Genomic DNA, 14,724 nt, shown 5'->3' on the forward strand with positions numbered 1-14,724 from the left:
CTTGCGGGCTAAAGATCACCGCGAGTTGGATCGTCCGGAGCTTCGACGCGCGCGGTTTGCGGCACGCTCGCGCGGGACCGAGGGCCGTCCGAAACCGGCTCAGCGGGTGGCCGGCTCGCCTGCGTCCACGTCCGGCTCGGGCTCGCGCCCCGGGGTGAGGATGTTGAGCCGCTTGATCAGAAAGCTGAACACCACGTAGTACACCACCGCGTAGATCAGGCCGAGGAACATGATCTGCCAGAACTTGTCGGTGTTGGACTTGGTGGCGTTGAGCGTCGCGTCGATCGCCCCCGCGGAGAAGCTGAAGCCGAGGTGCCCGTCCAGGGCGGCGACCAGGGCCATCGAGAGCCCGGTCAGCAGGGCGTGGATCACGAAGAGCAGCGGGGCGACGAAGACGAACGCGAACTCGATCGGCTCGGTGATCCCGGTGACGAAGGCCACCAGCGCCGCCGAGATCATGATGCCGCCGACCGCGGGACGGCGGTGCGGCGGTGCGGCGCGCCAGATGGCGATGGCGGCGGCGGGCAGGCCGAACATGATGACGGGGAAGAAGCCGGCCATGAACTCGCCGGATCCTGGGTTGCCCTGCAGGTAGCAGGTGAGGTCGCCCGCGAACTGCCTGCCCGCGACCGTGCAGTCGGGCACCTGGAACCACACGATGGAGTTCAGGAAGTGGTGCAGGCCGAAGGGGATGAGCAGCCGGTTGAACACGCCGTAGATCCCCGCGCCGGCCGTGGAGTGGTCCGCGAGCCAGCGGCCGAAGCTGGTCATCCACTCACCGACGGGCTGCCAGAGGAGCCCGAAGACCACGCCGAGCAGCAGCGCCACGAACGCCGTGACGATCGGCACGAACCTCCGGCCGCCGAAGAAGGCCAGCCACGTGGGCAGCTTGACGCGGTAGTAGCGCTGGTAGAGCAGGGCCGCTGTGATCCCGATCACGATGCCGCCGAGCACGCCGGTCGGGTTGCCCGCCGCCAGGTTGATCACCTCCGTGGGCCTGCCGTCCGCCCCGACGATCGTCTGGGCGACCCTCTTGTGCACGGCGAACCCGGAGGAGGCGTCGAAGAACAGCAGCTTGGACACCCGGTCGAAGACCAGGTAGCCGATCAGCGCGGCGAGCGCCGTGGACCCGTCGGAGCGGCGGGCGAATCCCACGGCGACCCCGATGGCGAACAGGATGGGGAGGTTGTCGAAGAGCACTTCACCCGCGCCCCCGACCACCTCGGCGATCTTGTCGAGGGCCGCGTTCTGGGTCCGTCCGAGGAGGTCGTCCTGGCTCAGCCGCAGCAGCAGCCCCGCCGCGGGCAGGGCGGCGATCGGCAGCATCAGCGAGCGGCCGATGCGGGACATGATCGCCATCAGGACGGAGGCGGATGAGGGGGCTGCGGGCGGGCCCGCGTCGGCCGAGGCGGAGCTCATCGGCTTTCCTCCAGGAATGGGATGGGAGGCTCAGCTGCGCCGGGTCGGGATCTCCAGCACCGTGCGGAGCTGGTACCGGTCGGCGCGGTAGGTCGAGACCCCGAACTCGACGCAGACGCCGCCCGAGAACGACCGTCGCTGGAGCAGCAGCACGGCACCGCCCCGGGGCAGCTTGAGCAGATCGGCGTCGCCCGGATCGGCGATTCCGCCGTCGATGGTCAGCTCTCCCGCGTCCAGCACCACCCCGTGGCGCGTCTCCAGGAGCGCGTAGAGCGACCGGCCCGACAGGTCGAACGTCTCCAGGTCCGGCGCGAAGGACACCGGGATGTGGGCCCTTTCGATGCACAGCGGTTCCCCGTCCGCCGTGCGCAGCCGCTCGATGAAGTGCACGGCCTCGCCCGGCTGGATGCCGAGCTCCCGCGCGAGGTGGGCACTGGCACGGACCACCCGCCGGTCCAGGTCGCGGGAGCCCGGTTCCATGCCGCGGGCCCGCATGTCGTCGCTGAAGGAGGTGAGCCGCAGCGCCATCTCGATCTTCGGGCGGGCCACGAACGTGCCTTTGCCCGCGACACGGTGCAGCCGGCCCTCCGAGACCAGGTGGTCCACCGCCTGGCGTACGGTCATCCTTGACAGGCCGAAACGCTGGCAGAGCTCCCGCTCGGAGGGGATAGCCGCCCCGATGGACAGCTCGTTGTTCTCGATGAGGTCGAGGAGGATCTCGCGAAGCTGGAAGTACTTCGGCACGGGGCTGTCGGGGTCGATCTGGGCCACTGATCCTCTCCCCTCTCGATCTCAGTGCGGGTATAAGTTAGGGTTTGTGCTGGTCTAGTCCGGACTAGACCACACGCTAGAAATGAGTGTCAACGTACGGACCGGCGACGGATCGATAACGGCCCGATCTCGCCCTCCGCAGCTGAAGGACGGGCACGGATGACGACGAAGATGCGTAGCGAGATCGCCGAGCAGCCGGCCGCGCTGCGGGCCACCCTCGATGCCCTGCTCCCGCGGATCGACGAGGTGAAGAGGCTCGCCGGGCAGACCCGGCAGCTCGTCTTCATCGCCCGGGGCACCTCCGACAACGCCGCGGTCTACGGCCGCTACCTGATCGAGGCGCACGCGGGCAGGCTCTCCTCGCTCGCGGCCCCCTCCATCGCCACCACCTACAAGCGCAAACTCGACCTCACCGGCGTGCTCGCCGTCGCGCTCTCGCAGTCGGGCAGGACCGAGGAGATCGTCGAGACCCTCGCCTGGGCCAAGGACTGCGGCGCGAGCACGGTCGCGATCACCAACGGCGGCGAGGAGTCGCCGCTCGCCCAGACCGCCCATCTCGCCCTGTGCACCCAGGCGGGCGAGGAGAAGGCCGTTCCGGCCACCAAGACCTACACCACCCAGCTCGCGGCCCTGGCCGTGCTGGCGCTCGGGCTCGGCGCGGACGTGGACGCCGACGACCTCAACCGCGTGCCCGACGCCGTCGAGCAGCTGATCGCGGACCCGGGCGACCTGGACGCGGTCGTCGAGGGGCTGGCCCAGGTGTCCGGCGTGGTCGTTTCGGGCCGTGGCATGGCGTTCTCGACGGCGCTGGAGACCGCGCTCAAGCTCAAGGAGGCGTGCTACCTGCACGCCATGGGCCTCTCGTACGCCGACCTGCTGCACGGGCCGATCGCGGTCGTGGACGAGAGGACCCCCGCGCTGCTCGTGGCGGCCGACGAGGGGCCGACGCTGTCGGGCACCATCGCGCTCGCACGGCGGGTGACCGGCGCCGGGGCGTCCGCCTTCGGCGTGGGCGGCGGCCCCGAGCTGGCGGCGGCCTCCACGGCGGCGCTCAACGGCCCGGCGCTGCCCGAGTGGGTGGCGCCGATGGGCCTCATCGTGCCCGGGCAGATGCTCACCGAGGCCCTCGCCCGCAGGCGCGGCATCGACCCCGACTCGCCTCGCGGCCTCAACAAGGTGACGCAGACCGAATAACCTCATTACCTTTACCTCGGGCGTAATGAGGAGGACGGAAATGGCGGCAGACGCGAACGCGATCATCGCCGGGCTCGGTGGCGCCGGCAACATCATCGAGATCGAGCCGTGCATCACCCGCCTCCGCACCGAGGTCCGCGACGCGTCCAAGGTCGACCACGCCGCGCTGAGGGCCGCGGGCGCCCACGGCGTCATGGCCGCGGGCAACGTCGTCCAGGTCGTGGTGGGCCCCGACGCCGACACGATCGCCTCTGACATCGACGACATCATCGCTTGATCCCCGCGCCGGGACGCCAAGGTGGGAGGCCTGTGACCACTGTTCTCGCCCCGGTGGCGGGGTCCGTCGTGGGGCTGGCCGCGGTGCCCGATCCGGTCTTCGCCGAAGGCCTGGTGGGGCCCGGCACGGCGATCGACCCGGCCAGGGAGCCCGGCAAGGTGCTGGCGCCCATCGACGGCAGGATCCTCAAGCTCCACCCGCACGCGTACGTGATCGTGGGCGAGGACGGCAGGGGGGTCCTGGTCCACCTCGGCATCGACACCGTGCAGCTCAGGGGCGAGGGGTTCAGGCTCCTGGCCGGCGAGGGCGAGCGGGTACGGGCCGGGCAGCCCGTCGTGGCGTGGAACCCCGCGGCGATCGAGGCCGGTGGGAGATCCCCGGTCTGTCCGGTGGTCGCCCTCGACGCCCGGCCGGGTACTGTGAGCGCGGTCGTCACGGCCGGGCCCGTACGGGCCGGGGACCGGCTCTTGCAGTGGGACTGAGTCCCAGGGGCCGGCGCGATCGAGAGGCAGGGGGAACGGCGGGTGGCAGCGAAGGCCGCGTTATTCGACCTTGACGGCACGCTGGTCGACAGCGAGCGGCGCAGCCTCGTGCTGTGGAGCACCCTGCTGGTCAACCACGGCATCGACCACGACGAGCACCTGCTCAGGGAGTTCATGGGACGCCGCGGGCCCGACGTGCTGGCCGAGAAGGCCCTGCTGTTCCCGGGCAGGCGCGTCGAGGATCTCATAGCCGAGCTGAGGTCCTACTACGACCAGCCGGGGCTCCCCGCGGTCAGCCCGGTCCCGGGCGCGGCCGAGCTGGTCCGGCGCATCGACGGCCACGGCCTTCCGGTGGCGCTCGTCACCTCGGCGCGGCGGTGGTGGGCGCGGAGCTGCCTCGAACTGCTCGGCATCGACGACGTGGTCCAGACCATCATCTCCGGTGAGGACGTCGCCGTCGGAAAGCCCGATCCCGCGGGGTTCCTCGCCGGAGCGCGGGCACTCGGGGTGCGGCCGGGGGAGTGCGTGGCCTTCGAGGATTCGCTCGCGGGGATCGCCGCGGCCAAGGCCGCGGGTATGACTTGTGTCGGGGTGGCGACAACCCACCACGTAAGCGAACTGTCCGCTGCTGATCTGGTCGTATCCGATCTAACCGGTGTTGACTGGCCGATATCGCTGTAAGGCGTCTTCTTGGAATAACGCGCTAGTCGTACTGATTTGAACGGGTGGTCTGGACCGCCCCGGCCAGTTGAGGAGGAACCGTGCCCGAGCGCAAGGTCATCGTGGAGTCCCAGGTCGGCCTGCACGCGCGCCCAGCCGCGACGTTCGTGCAGACCGCCGCCAAGGCGCCCATCGACGTCACCGTCGCCAAGCCCGGCGGAGCGCCGGTCAGCGCGAAGAGCATCCTTTCCATCCTGGCGCTCGACGTGAAAAACGGGGAGGCGATCGTCATCCACGCCGAGGGCGAGGGCGCCGACCAGCTGCTGGACGAGCTGGCCGCGATCGTGTCGGCCCCGTGAGAGCCCCCTCAGACGGGTCGCGATGGAAAGGCTGACGGGAGCCGGGGTGAGCCCCGGCGCCGGGTACGGGCCTGCGTACCTTCTGGGGGGCACCGTCCCCGAACCACCCGCGGGATCGCGGCACGACGGCGATCCCGTGGGCGAGACGGCGCGGGCCGAGGCCGCCGTGGAGCGGGTCGCCGCCGAGCTGGCGGCCCGTGGCGAGGCGGCGGGCGGCGACGCGCGGGACGTGCTGGCGGCGCAGGCGCTGATCGCGCGCGACCCCACCCTGTCCGCCGAGGTCGCCGAGCTCATTGACGCGGGTACGGCCGCCGAGCGGGCCGTCTACGAAGCTTTCGGTAGATATCACGACATGCTGGCGGAGATCGGGGGATACCTCGGCCAGCGGGTCGCCGACCTGGACGACATCCGCGACCGCGTGATCGCCGAGCTGACGGGCATGCCCATGCCCGGGCTCCCCGAGAGGGGCGAGCGCCCGTACGTGCTGGTCGCCCGCGACCTCGCGCCCGCCGACACGGTGGTGCTGTCCAAGGAGGTCGTCGCGGCCTTCGTCACCGAGCAGGGCGGCCCCACCAGCCACACCGCCATCCTGGCCCGTGCCATGGGCGTGCCGGCCGTCGTCGCCTGCCCGGGGGCCACGTCGATCGTGAACGGCACCTACGTGCTCGTCGACGGCACCACGGGCATGGTCGGGCTCGTGCCCTCCGAGGAGGAGGTCGCGGCGACGATGGAGGCGGCGGACGCCCGCGCGACCATGCTGTCCTCGGCCAAGGGGCCGGGTGCGACCGCGGACGGGCACCCCGTGGCCCTGCTGGCCAACGTCGGAGGGCCGCGTGACCTCGCGGCGGCGCTGGAGTACGGCGCCGAGGGCGTGGGGCTCTACCGCACGGAGTTCCTCTTCTTCGACCGCGAGGTGGCCCCCTCGGACGAGGAGCAGGAGGCCGCGTACCGTGAGGTCCTCGCGGCCTTCCCCGGCGGCCAGGTCGTGGTGCGCGTGCTCGACGCGGGCGCGGACAAGCCGCTGGGCTTCCTGCCGCCCACCGGAGACGAGCCCAACCCCGCCCTGGGCGAGCGCGGGCTGCGAATTCTGCGGATATTTCCGGACGTGATGGTGAGCCAGCTCCAGGCGCTCGCCCGGGCCGCCAAGGGCACCTCGGCCGAGCTTCACGTCATGGCCCCCATGGTGGCGAGCGCCGAGGAGGCCACCTGGTTCGCGGGCGCCTGCCGGGCGGCCGGCCTCCCGTCGGCCGGGATCATGATCGAGATCCCCGCCGCCGCGCTCAGGGCCGCCGACCTCGCGCCGTCCGTGGACTTCTTCTCCGTCGGCACGAACGACCTCGCGCAGTACGTCTTCGCGGCCGACAGGGAGGTGGGGGCGCTGACCGTCTACCAGGACCCCTGGCAGCCCGTCATGCTCGACCTCGTCGCGATCGCCGCCTCGGCGGGCGTCCCGTGCGGGGTCTGCGGGGAGGCGGGCTCCGATCCCGCGCTCGCGTGCGTGCTGGTCGGCCTCGGCGTGACCTCGCTGTCGATGGGCGCTCCCGCGCTCCCGTGGGTGCGTGCCACGCTGGCGCGCCACACCCTCGCCCAGTGCCGGGCCGCGGCCGCCGCCGCGCGGGCCACGACCACCGCCGAGGCCGCTCGCGCCGCCGCCCGCGCACACCTGCCCGGCCTCGCCGACCTGTCACTCTGAGCCTCAGGGACAGGTCACTCTGAGCCTCCGGCCCGGGGCTCCGGGGGTCTCGGGTCGCGGAACGGCGGGTCGGCCACGCGATGGCGCCGATACGGTTGACGCCATGGGTGGACCTCTGCGCGCGGCGGCGCTTCTGGTGATCGTGACGATGGCCGCGGGGTGCGCGGGGGCACCTTCCGACGCGGCGCAGGGCCCTCCGGTCACGAACGCGCCGTCCAGGCCCACCCCCTCCGTGACCACATCTCCCCGGGCGAGCGCGACCCCCGGCCCGTCCGTCCCGGCGACGCTCGCCGCGATGAGCCTGGAGGACAAGATCGGGCAGCTCTTCATGCCGGTCGTGTACGGCTCGCGCCCCGACGGGGCCCATGGCGACAACCAGGCGAGGTTCGGCGCGGCCACCCCCGCGGCCGTGGTCCGCAAATACCGTCCGGGCGGCGTCATCCTGTTCCCCTGGGCGGGCAACGTCGAGAGCGCGGGCCAGCTCGTCAAGCTGACGGGCGGCCTGCAGAAGGCCTCAGGGATCCCGCTGATCATCGGGGCCGACCAGGAGAACGGCCTGGTCTCGCGGCTCAGCCCGCTGGTGACCGACGTGCCGGGGAGCATGGCCATCGGCGCCACGCGCGACCCAGGCGACGCCCGTACGGCCGCGCGGGTGACCGGCGAGGAGCTGCGCGCGCTCGGCATCAACCTCGACTTCGCGCCGGTCGCCGACGTCAACGTCAACCCCGCCAACCCGGTGATCGGCGCCCGCTCGTACGGGTCCGATCCCGCGCGGGTGGCGGCCATGGTCGGGGCCGCCGTCGACGGGTTCCACGAGGCGGGGGTGGGCAGCGCGGCCAAGCACTTCCCCGGGCACGGCGACACGAAGGTCGACAGCCACAGCGGCCTGCCCGTGATCCGCCACTCGCGCTCGAAGTGGGAGAAGGTCGACGCGCCGCCGTTCAGGGCGGCGGCCGAGCACGGGGTCGACATGGTGATGTCCGCCCATGTCGTGATGCCGAAGCTCGACCCGTCCGGCGACCCCGCGACCCTCTCCAAGCCGATCCTCACGGGGCTGCTCCGCGAGAAGCTCGGCTATGACGGCGTGGTGACCACCGACGCCCTCGACATGAAGGGGGTGCGGGAGAAGTACGGCGACGCCGAGGTGGCCGTGCGGGCGATCCTCGCGGGCGTCGACCTGCTGCTGATGCCGCCGGACTTCCCGAAGGCCTATGGCGCGGTGCTCGCCGCGGTCAGGTCCGGGCGCATCTCGCGCGAGCGGCTCGACCAGTCGGTCACGCGCCTGCTGGCGCTGAAGGCCGCCAGGGGGATCCTCAAGGGCTCCGTGGCGGACGCCGACGAGGCGGCCGAGGTGCTGCGCTCGAGAGAGCACCGCAAGGCCGCCCAGGGCATCGCCGACCGCTCCGTGACGCCGGTGAAGGGGGCGGGCGGCCTGCCCGTTAAGGGCGACGTGCTGGTCACGGGCCCGGCCGGCAAGCGTCTGGCGGGCATGCTCCACGGCGCGTCGGCGGTGGGCACCGGGGACACCCCGACCGCCTCCGAGATCGCGCGCGCCCGGTCCGCCGCCGCGGGCGCCGACACCGTGGTCGTCACCACCAAGGACGCCGGCCCCGCACAGACGCGGCTCCTGTCCGCGATGACGGGCACCGGGAAGAGGGTGGTCGTGGTCTCGATGGGGGCTCCGTACGAGCTGGCGCGGCTGCGGGGCTACGACACGGCCCTGGCCGTCTACTCCGACGGCGAGGCGTCGCTCAAGGCCGCCGCCAAGGCCCTGAGCGGGGCTCTCAAGCCCAAGGGGGTCCTTCCGGTGGGGCTGGGCACCCGGTAGGAAACGGGCTCGGCTTACTCTGAAAGGCCGAGCCGGACATAGGGAGCAGACGTGGTTAAGGGTGTGCTTATCGACTGGGGTGGCGTGCTCACCACCAGCCTGCAGGAGGCCATCACCGAGTGGCTCGTCGCCGACGCCATCGACGACGCGCACTACCGCGACCTGATGCGCGAGCTCATACGCCATGCCTACGAAGGGGGCGCCGACGGGGAGAGCCCGATCCACGCCCTGGAGCGCGGCGAGATCGACGCGAGCGAGTTCGAGCGCGACCTGGCGGCGAAGCTCGTGACGCTCGACGGCGTGCCGCCGGTCGCCGAGGGGCTGCTGGCGCGGATGTTCGCCGGGTTCCGGCCGGTGCCGACGATGTACGAGATGCTGCGCGCCGCCCGCACGGCGGGCCTGTCCACCTGCCTGGTCTCCAACTCCTGGGGCGACCACTACCTGCGGGAGGGCTGGGACGACTACTTCGACCAGGTCGTCATCTCGGGCGAGGTCGGCATGCGCAAGCCCGAGCCGCGCATCTTCCACCACGCCCTGGGTCTTGTGGGGCTGCGCCCGGAGGAGTGCGTCTTCATCGACGACATCGAGGCGAACATCGAGGCCGCCCGCGCGCTCGGCATCGTCGGCCTGCACCACCGCGACGCCGACGCGACCATAGCGGCGGTGGAGGCCCTGTGCAGCCTTCCGCTGCGCCCCGGGGTGTGACGCTTCGCGGGCCGGCTTCCGTGATCCTGTACGGGCGGTGACGCGGCGCCTGGCACACTCATGGAGTCGATCGGGCGCCGCTCTGGCCCCGATATCCCGAAATATCGTGATTGAGGAACGAACGCATGCGCGTCTACCTGCCGTGCACCCTTCCCGCGCTGGCCCGTGTGGTCGCCACGGGGGAGGTCGGCCCGGCCCCGCTGACCGGCTACGCGGTGACCCCCGCGCTGGTCGAGTGGTACGTCTCCGGTGACACCGAGGAGCTCGAGTACGTCGCCCTGACGGACGCCGCCAGGGCGTCCCTGCGGATGCTGGCGGCCGGCCGCGCCGACGGGGTGGAGGTCCCCGCGCGGCGCGTGGTGATCGCCGCCGAAGTGCCGGACGACCAGGTCAAGGCCGGTACGGACCTTGAGGACCGCTCCCGGGTGCGGATCCCGGCCGCGGTGCCGACGAAGAAGATCGCCGCGGTCCACGTGGACGACCCGCAGGCCGTGCCCGACGTGGAGACGGCGCTCGCGGCCGTGTTCGCCGCCGACGACGGCGACGAGGACGCGCGCTTCGACGTCGACGGCGCCGAGGCCCACGAGCTGCTGTGGTACGCCACCCAGGAGATCCCCGACCTGCTCCCCTGACCGGCCGGGCCGCCACCCCTGAAATCCCGGTGCCTGTTCCGGGGGGTTCGTTTATCCTGGATCACGATATGAAGCACATCATCTGGGACTGGAACGGCACGCTCTTTCACGACATCGAAGCCGTGGTGGGAGCCACGAACGAGGTCTTCAAGCCCTACGGCGTGGCCGCGTTCGACAACGACGGCTTCCGGGCCGCGTACACCCGCCCGATCTGGGTGGCCTACGAGCGCATTCTCGGCCGGCCCCTGCACGAGGGAGAGTGGGAGGTGCTCGACCAGGCCTTCCATGACCACTACCACCGGTTGATGCTCTCGTGCGCCCTCGCCGAGGAGGCGCTCGACTGCCTTCGCACCTGGGCCGACTCCGGGCGCACCCAGTCGCTGCTGTCCATGTGGGCGCACGACCGGCTGGTGCGCAAGGCATCCGAGCTCGGCATCGACGGCTACTTCGCCCGCATCGACGGCCTGAGCAACGGCGCGCCGGGCGGAGGCAAGGCCGAGCACATGGTGGTCCACATCGAGTCGCTCGACGTGAAGCCGTCCGAGATCCTCGTGATCGGCGACAGCATCGACGACGCCCACGCGGCCGAGCATGTGGGCGCTCACGCGGTCCTCTACACCGGGGGCATGACCAGCCGCGCCGACCTCGCGGCCTCCGGCTTCCCCGTCGTCGACTCCCTGTCCAAGGCGTTCGACCACGCCAAATGACCGGTCGTCCGGGGAGCGGCCGGCCGGGGCATTCCGCTCGTAGGGTGACGAGTTGGGCATCGGTCGGCCTCTGGGGCGCGCGATCGTCGTAATCTGAGCGCATCCCTTACGCGTTCGGAGGCCCCCCATTAACCGTCTCGTGCTGTGGAACGTCGACCTCACCCTGGTCGACGTGGCGATCGTCACCCGTGACGCCTATGCCGACGCGTTCCGGCAGGTCACCGGGCGACCGCTGGTGAAGCTGGCGCCCGCTATGGGCCGTCCGGACTCCGAGATCATCTTCGAGACGCTCGCCATCAACGGCATCGTGACCGGTGACGACCACCTTCCCCGGTTCATCGACGCCCTCGCCGGCGCGTTCGCCGCCCGCCGCAAGCGTCTCGACAAGGACGGGCGCGTCATGTCCGGCGCGAAGGACGCGCTCAAGGCCGTGGCGAGGCTCGACGGGGTGGTCCAGTCGGTGCTCACCGGCACCATCAAGAGCAACGCCATCCTCAAGCTGAAGGCCTTCGGCCTGGAGAAGTACGTCGACTTCGAGGTCGGCGGGTACGGCGAGGAGGTCTACCCCAAGGCGACCCTCCTCCAGGTCGCCCAGGGCAGGGTCAAGCAGATGTACGGCTACGCCTGCGACGGGTCCAACACGGTGCTGATCGGCGACTCGGCCAGGGACGTGCAGGCCGCCCGCATCGCCGGGGCCGCGATGATCGCCGTGGCGTCGGGCCGCTCCACCACGGCCGAGCTGCGGGAGGCGGGCGCGGACATCGTCCTCCAGGATCTGACCAACGCCTCCGAGGTGGTCGCCGCCGTCGCCCAGCTCACCAGCCCCCTCGACCGGAAGGCCGGCTGAGGCGCGCGCTTGACGCCCCGGGCCGGCGCCGTGGGCGCATCCGGCTAGTCTCGCACACGTCGAAATCCCTAGCCGAAGGACCTCGATGCCCTCCTCGACGGCGCACGTCGCCACCACCCGCCCCGAGCGCTACATCAAGCAGCTGATCTCGCACATGGGCCACAAGGCCACCACGGAGCTCTCGGACGACGGCCGGGGGGTGATCACCCTCAGCCGAGGGCAGTGCGTGCTCGTTCCATCGGGTCGCGGTCTGGACCTGATCGCCACGGCCGGAGACGCCGAGGCCCTGGCCGGGGTGCAGGACGTCATCACGCGTCACCTGCTGCGTTTCGCCACCCAGGAGGAGCTCGCCGTCGACTGGACGGCTCCCGTGACGGCGGAGTCCATGCAGATCATCGACCCCGTCGTCAGCGACTACCTGCTCACGCACTGCACGCCGGCCGACGAGGTGCTCCGCGAACTGGCCGTGAAGACCCGCGAGGCCACCGGCGACGCGGCCGGGATGCAGGTCTCCCACGACGAGGGCACGCTCCTGACGATGCTGGTCCGGATGGTCGGCGCGCGGCGTGCCGTCGAGGTGGGGGTGTTCACCGGTTACTCGTCGCTCTGCATCGCCCGGGGCCTGCCCGAGGACGGTCGTCTTCTCGCCTGCGACGTCAGCGACGAGTGGACCTCCCTCGGCAGGCCGTACTGGGAGCGTGCGGGCGTGGCCGATCGCATCGACCTGAAGATCGGCCCGGCGATCGAGACACTGCGAGCGCTTCCCGCGGAGCCGTCCATCGATTTCGCCTTCATCGACGCGGACAAGGTCAACTACCCGGCCTACTACGAGGAGATCGTGCGGCGGCTGCGCCCCGGCGGCCTGGTCGTCCTGGACAACGTGTTCCTCGGAGGCCGCGTCCTCGATCCCGCCTACCAGGAGGAGCACCACCTGGCGATGCGCGGCCTCAACGATCTCATCGCCGGCGACGACCGGGTCGAGTCCGTGATGCTGCCGGTGCGGGACGGCATCACCCTCGCACGCAGGCGCTGACCCTCACCTCGCGCACTGACGCTCGCCCCCCGCACAGACGCTCGCCCCCCGCACAGACGGGATACCAGGCCGGTGGGCGGTGATGTGTGGGCGGGCGGGATGGCGGTGGGGCGGGGGCTTCGGCAGGATAGGGCCATGGTTGAGGAAGGTGCGCTGCTCTGGGAGCCGTCCCCCGAGGTGATCCGTGATGCGAAAATCACCCGGTTCGCCGCGTGGCTGGGGCGTTCCGAGCGCGATTACGAGGATCTGTGGCGATGGTCGGTCGAGGCTCCCGAGGAGTTCTGGACGTCGGTCTGGGACTATTTCCCGGTCGTCGGCGATCGTGGCGACGGGCCCGTCATCAGTGGGACGATGCCGGCCGCGAAATGGTTCGAGGGAGCGACCCTGAACTACGCGGCGAACGCGCTGCGCGGAGATCCCGGCCGTCTCGCCGTGATCTCGCGCGACGAGGCCGGCGCCCGGCGCTCCTTCACATACGGGGAGCTCGCGGAGGAGGTCGCCCGGGTCCGGGCGGGCCTGGTGCGGCTCGGGGTCACCCGGGGAGACCGCGTCGCCGCGTATCTTCCCAACGCGCCTGAGGCGCTGATCTCCTTCCTCGCCACCGCGAGCCTCGGTGCCATCTGGTCGTCCTGCTCGCCCGACTTCGGCGCCTCCAGCGTGGTGGACAGGTTCACGCAGATCACCCCCAAGGTGCTGATCGCGGTCGACGCCTACAGCTACAACGGCCGCTCGTTCGACCGTTCCGCGGTCGTGGCCGACATCGCCGCCAAGCTCCCGAGCCTGGTCGCGACCGTGGTGGTCGGCACGGACTCCTGGGACGAGCTGCGGGCCGAGCCGGCACCGCCCGCCTTCGAGCCGGTGCCGTTCGACCACCCGCTCTGGATCGTCTACTCCTCCGGCACCACGGGGCTGCCCAAGCCGATCGTCCACGGCCATGGCGGCATCGTGCTGGAGCACCTGAAGGCGCTCACCTTCCATCAGGATCTCGGCGAAGGCGACGTGTTCTTCTGGTACACGACGACCGGCTGGATGATGTGGAACTACCTCGCGGGCGGCCTGCTCGTCGGCGCCACCGTGGTCCTCTACGACGGCAGCGCCACGCATCCCGGGCCCGACGCGCTCTGGCGGCTGGCGGCAGAGGAGGGCGTCACCTACTTCGGCACCGGCGCGCCGTACATCATCGCCTCCATGCGGGCCGAGCTGAGGCCGTCCGGCCTGGAGAGGCTCAGGGGGGTCGGCTCCACGGGCTCTCCGCTGCCGCCCGAGGGGTTCGGCTGGCTGTACGACGTACTGCCCGGCGTCCAGCTCGGATCGTTCTCCGGCGGCACGGACGTGTGCACGGGGTTCGTGGGAGCGGTGCCGGTGCTGCCGGTCAGGGCGGGCGTGATTCCCTGCCGCTGCCTCGGCGCGTCCGTGGAGTCGTACGACCCCGAGGGCGACTCCGTGGTCGGCGAGGTCGGCGAGCTGGTGGTGACCCGGCCCATGCCCTCGATGCCCGTCATGTTCTGGAACGACCCCGACGGCACGCGCTACCAGGAGAGCTACTTCGCCGACTACCCGGGGGTCTGGCGGCACGGCGACTGGATCAAGATCATGCCCGACGGCTCGTGCGTGATCTACGGCAGGTCCGACTCCACGCTGAACCGCGGCGGGGTGCGCATGGGGACCAGCGAGTTCTACCGCGTCGTCGAGCGGTTCCCCGAGATCGAGGACAGCCTGGTGATCGACACCGGCCAGCTCGGGCAGGAGGGCAGGCTGCTGCTGTACGTGACGATGGCCGAGGGCGGCACGCTGACCGACGCCCTGGTCACCAAGCTCAAGGAGGCGCTCAGGGGCGAGCTGTCCCCGCGTCACGTGCCGAACGAGATCATCGAGGTGCCGGGCATCCCGCGCACGCTGAGCGGCAAGAAGCTGGAGGTGCCGGTACGGAAGATCCTGCTCGGCACCCCCGTCGAGAAGGCCGCCAACACCGGTGCCATGGCCAACCCGGAGGTTCTGCGGCACTTCGTCCCGTAAGCCGGGCGGGCTGGACAGGCCGGACCGGATGCCGGGCCGTCGAGAGATCACTTCGGGGCCGCCGGGGGGTCGGCGGCCGGGGCGTGCGTCCGGGCCGCCGG

Annotated in this window: 15 protein-coding genes; 13 read left to right on the forward strand and 2 right to left on the reverse strand. The window is 71.3% G+C overall.

The features are described 5' to 3' along the window. Nucleotides 1-99 precede the first annotated feature (99 nt). Together OG589_RS44110 and OG589_RS44115 are read right to left on the reverse strand one after the other, a co-directional pair. Nucleotides 100-1,419, reverse strand: a complete 1,320-nt coding sequence (locus OG589_RS44110; RefSeq protein WP_405144900.1) for a PTS transporter subunit EIIC — start codon at nucleotides 1,417-1,419, stop codon at nucleotides 100-102. Between the two features lie 30 nt (nucleotides 1,420-1,449). After that, complete coding sequence (locus OG589_RS44115; RefSeq protein ID WP_405144901.1) at nucleotides 1,450-2,190, reverse strand: GntR family transcriptional regulator; 741 nt, start codon at nucleotides 2,188-2,190, stop codon at nucleotides 1,450-1,452. 159 nt (nucleotides 2,191-2,349) lie between these two features. On the opposite strand from OG589_RS44115, the gene OG589_RS44120 reads away from it, so the two are divergent. From OG589_RS44120 to OG589_RS44180, 13 genes are all read left to right on the forward strand, one after another. Further along, entirely contained in the window at nucleotides 2,350-3,384 is a 1,035-nt protein-coding gene (locus OG589_RS44120) for an SIS domain-containing protein (RefSeq protein ID WP_405144902.1), read from the forward strand. 40 nt (nucleotides 3,385-3,424) lie between these two features. Continuing rightward, entirely contained in the window at nucleotides 3,425-3,661 is a 237-nt protein-coding gene (locus OG589_RS44125; RefSeq protein ID WP_405144903.1) for a glucose PTS transporter subunit EIIB, read from the forward strand. Nucleotides 3,662-3,693: 32 nt separating this feature from the next. Further along, nucleotides 3,694-4,143, forward strand: a complete 450-nt coding sequence (locus OG589_RS44130) for a PTS glucose transporter subunit IIA (RefSeq protein ID WP_405144904.1) — start codon at nucleotides 3,694-3,696, stop codon at nucleotides 4,141-4,143. A 42-nt stretch (nucleotides 4,144-4,185) separates the two neighbouring features. After that, nucleotides 4,186-4,824, forward strand: a complete 639-nt coding sequence (locus OG589_RS44135; protein ID WP_405144905.1) for an HAD family hydrolase — start codon at nucleotides 4,186-4,188, stop codon at nucleotides 4,822-4,824. Between the two features lie 80 nt (nucleotides 4,825-4,904). Further along, nucleotides 4,905-5,162, forward strand: coding sequence for an HPr family phosphocarrier protein (locus OG589_RS44140; RefSeq protein ID WP_405144906.1), 258 nt, complete (start codon nucleotides 4,905-4,907; stop codon nucleotides 5,160-5,162). 22 nt (nucleotides 5,163-5,184) lie between these two features. Continuing rightward, complete coding sequence (gene ptsP / locus OG589_RS44145) at nucleotides 5,185-6,855, forward strand: phosphoenolpyruvate--protein phosphotransferase (protein ID WP_405144907.1); 1,671 nt, start codon at nucleotides 5,185-5,187, stop codon at nucleotides 6,853-6,855. A 103-nt stretch (nucleotides 6,856-6,958) separates the two neighbouring features. Then, entirely contained in the window at nucleotides 6,959-8,683 is a 1,725-nt protein-coding gene (locus OG589_RS44150) for a glycoside hydrolase family 3 protein (RefSeq protein WP_405144908.1), read from the forward strand. Nucleotides 8,684-8,734: 51 nt separating this feature from the next. Continuing rightward, nucleotides 8,735-9,388, forward strand: coding sequence for an HAD family hydrolase (locus OG589_RS44155; RefSeq protein ID WP_405144909.1), 654 nt, complete (start codon nucleotides 8,735-8,737; stop codon nucleotides 9,386-9,388). A gap of 125 nt (nucleotides 9,389-9,513) precedes the next feature. Next, complete coding sequence (locus tag OG589_RS44160) at nucleotides 9,514-10,020, forward strand: DUF6912 family protein (RefSeq protein WP_405144910.1); 507 nt, start codon at nucleotides 9,514-9,516, stop codon at nucleotides 10,018-10,020. Between the two features lie 68 nt (nucleotides 10,021-10,088). Continuing rightward, the gene (locus OG589_RS44165) at nucleotides 10,089-10,727 is read left to right on the forward strand and encodes an HAD family hydrolase (RefSeq protein WP_405144911.1); all 639 of its coding nucleotides are present in this window, start codon (nucleotides 10,089-10,091) and stop codon (nucleotides 10,725-10,727) included. A 139-nt stretch (nucleotides 10,728-10,866) separates the two neighbouring features. Beyond that, the gene (locus tag OG589_RS44170) at nucleotides 10,867-11,574 is read left to right on the forward strand and encodes an HAD family hydrolase (protein WP_405144912.1); all 708 of its coding nucleotides are present in this window, start codon (nucleotides 10,867-10,869) and stop codon (nucleotides 11,572-11,574) included. 85 nt (nucleotides 11,575-11,659) lie between these two features. Continuing rightward, nucleotides 11,660-12,607, forward strand: a complete 948-nt coding sequence (locus tag OG589_RS44175; protein ID WP_405144913.1) for a DUF2218 domain-containing protein — start codon at nucleotides 11,660-11,662, stop codon at nucleotides 12,605-12,607. Between the two features lie 135 nt (nucleotides 12,608-12,742). Then, on the forward strand, nucleotides 12,743-14,623 hold the full coding sequence (locus tag OG589_RS44180; RefSeq protein WP_405144914.1) for an acetoacetate--CoA ligase: 1,881 nt from the start codon (nucleotides 12,743-12,745) through the stop codon (nucleotides 14,621-14,623). Nucleotides 14,624-14,724: the final 101 nt, after the last annotated feature.

Origin of the sequence: Sphaerisporangium sp. NBC_01403 (genome assembly GCF_045040145.1) — a bacterium.
Classification (GTDB): Bacteria; Actinomycetota; Actinomycetes; order Streptosporangiales; family Streptosporangiaceae; genus Sphaerisporangium; species Sphaerisporangium viridialbum.

What these genes read in the sequence shown, in the direction of transcription:
- OG589_RS44150 (WP_405144908.1), top strand. Translation starts at nt 6,959, where the DNA reads ATGGGTGGACCTCTGCGCGCGGCGGCGCTTCTGGTGATCGTGACGATG.
- OG589_RS44180 (WP_405144914.1), top strand. Translation starts at nt 12,743, where the DNA reads ATGGTTGAGGAAGGTGCGCTGCTCTGGGAGCCGTCCCCCGAGGTGATC.
- OG589_RS44110 (WP_405144900.1), bottom strand. Translation starts at nt 1,419, where the DNA reads ATGAGCTCCGCCTCGGCCGACGCGGGCCCGCCCGCAGCCCCCTCATCC.
- OG589_RS44160 (WP_405144910.1), top strand. Translation starts at nt 9,514, where the DNA reads ATGCGCGTCTACCTGCCGTGCACCCTTCCCGCGCTGGCCCGTGTGGTC.
- OG589_RS44165 (WP_405144911.1), top strand. Translation starts at nt 10,089, where the DNA reads ATGAAGCACATCATCTGGGACTGGAACGGCACGCTCTTTCACGACATC.
- OG589_RS44120 (WP_405144902.1), top strand. Translation starts at nt 2,350, where the DNA reads ATGACGACGAAGATGCGTAGCGAGATCGCCGAGCAGCCGGCCGCGCTG.
- OG589_RS44125 (WP_405144903.1), top strand. Translation starts at nt 3,425, where the DNA reads ATGGCGGCAGACGCGAACGCGATCATCGCCGGGCTCGGTGGCGCCGGC.
- OG589_RS44175 (WP_405144913.1), top strand. Translation starts at nt 11,660, where the DNA reads ATGCCCTCCTCGACGGCGCACGTCGCCACCACCCGCCCCGAGCGCTAC.
- ptsP (WP_405144907.1), top strand. Translation starts at nt 5,185, where the DNA reads ATGGAAAGGCTGACGGGAGCCGGGGTGAGCCCCGGCGCCGGGTACGGG.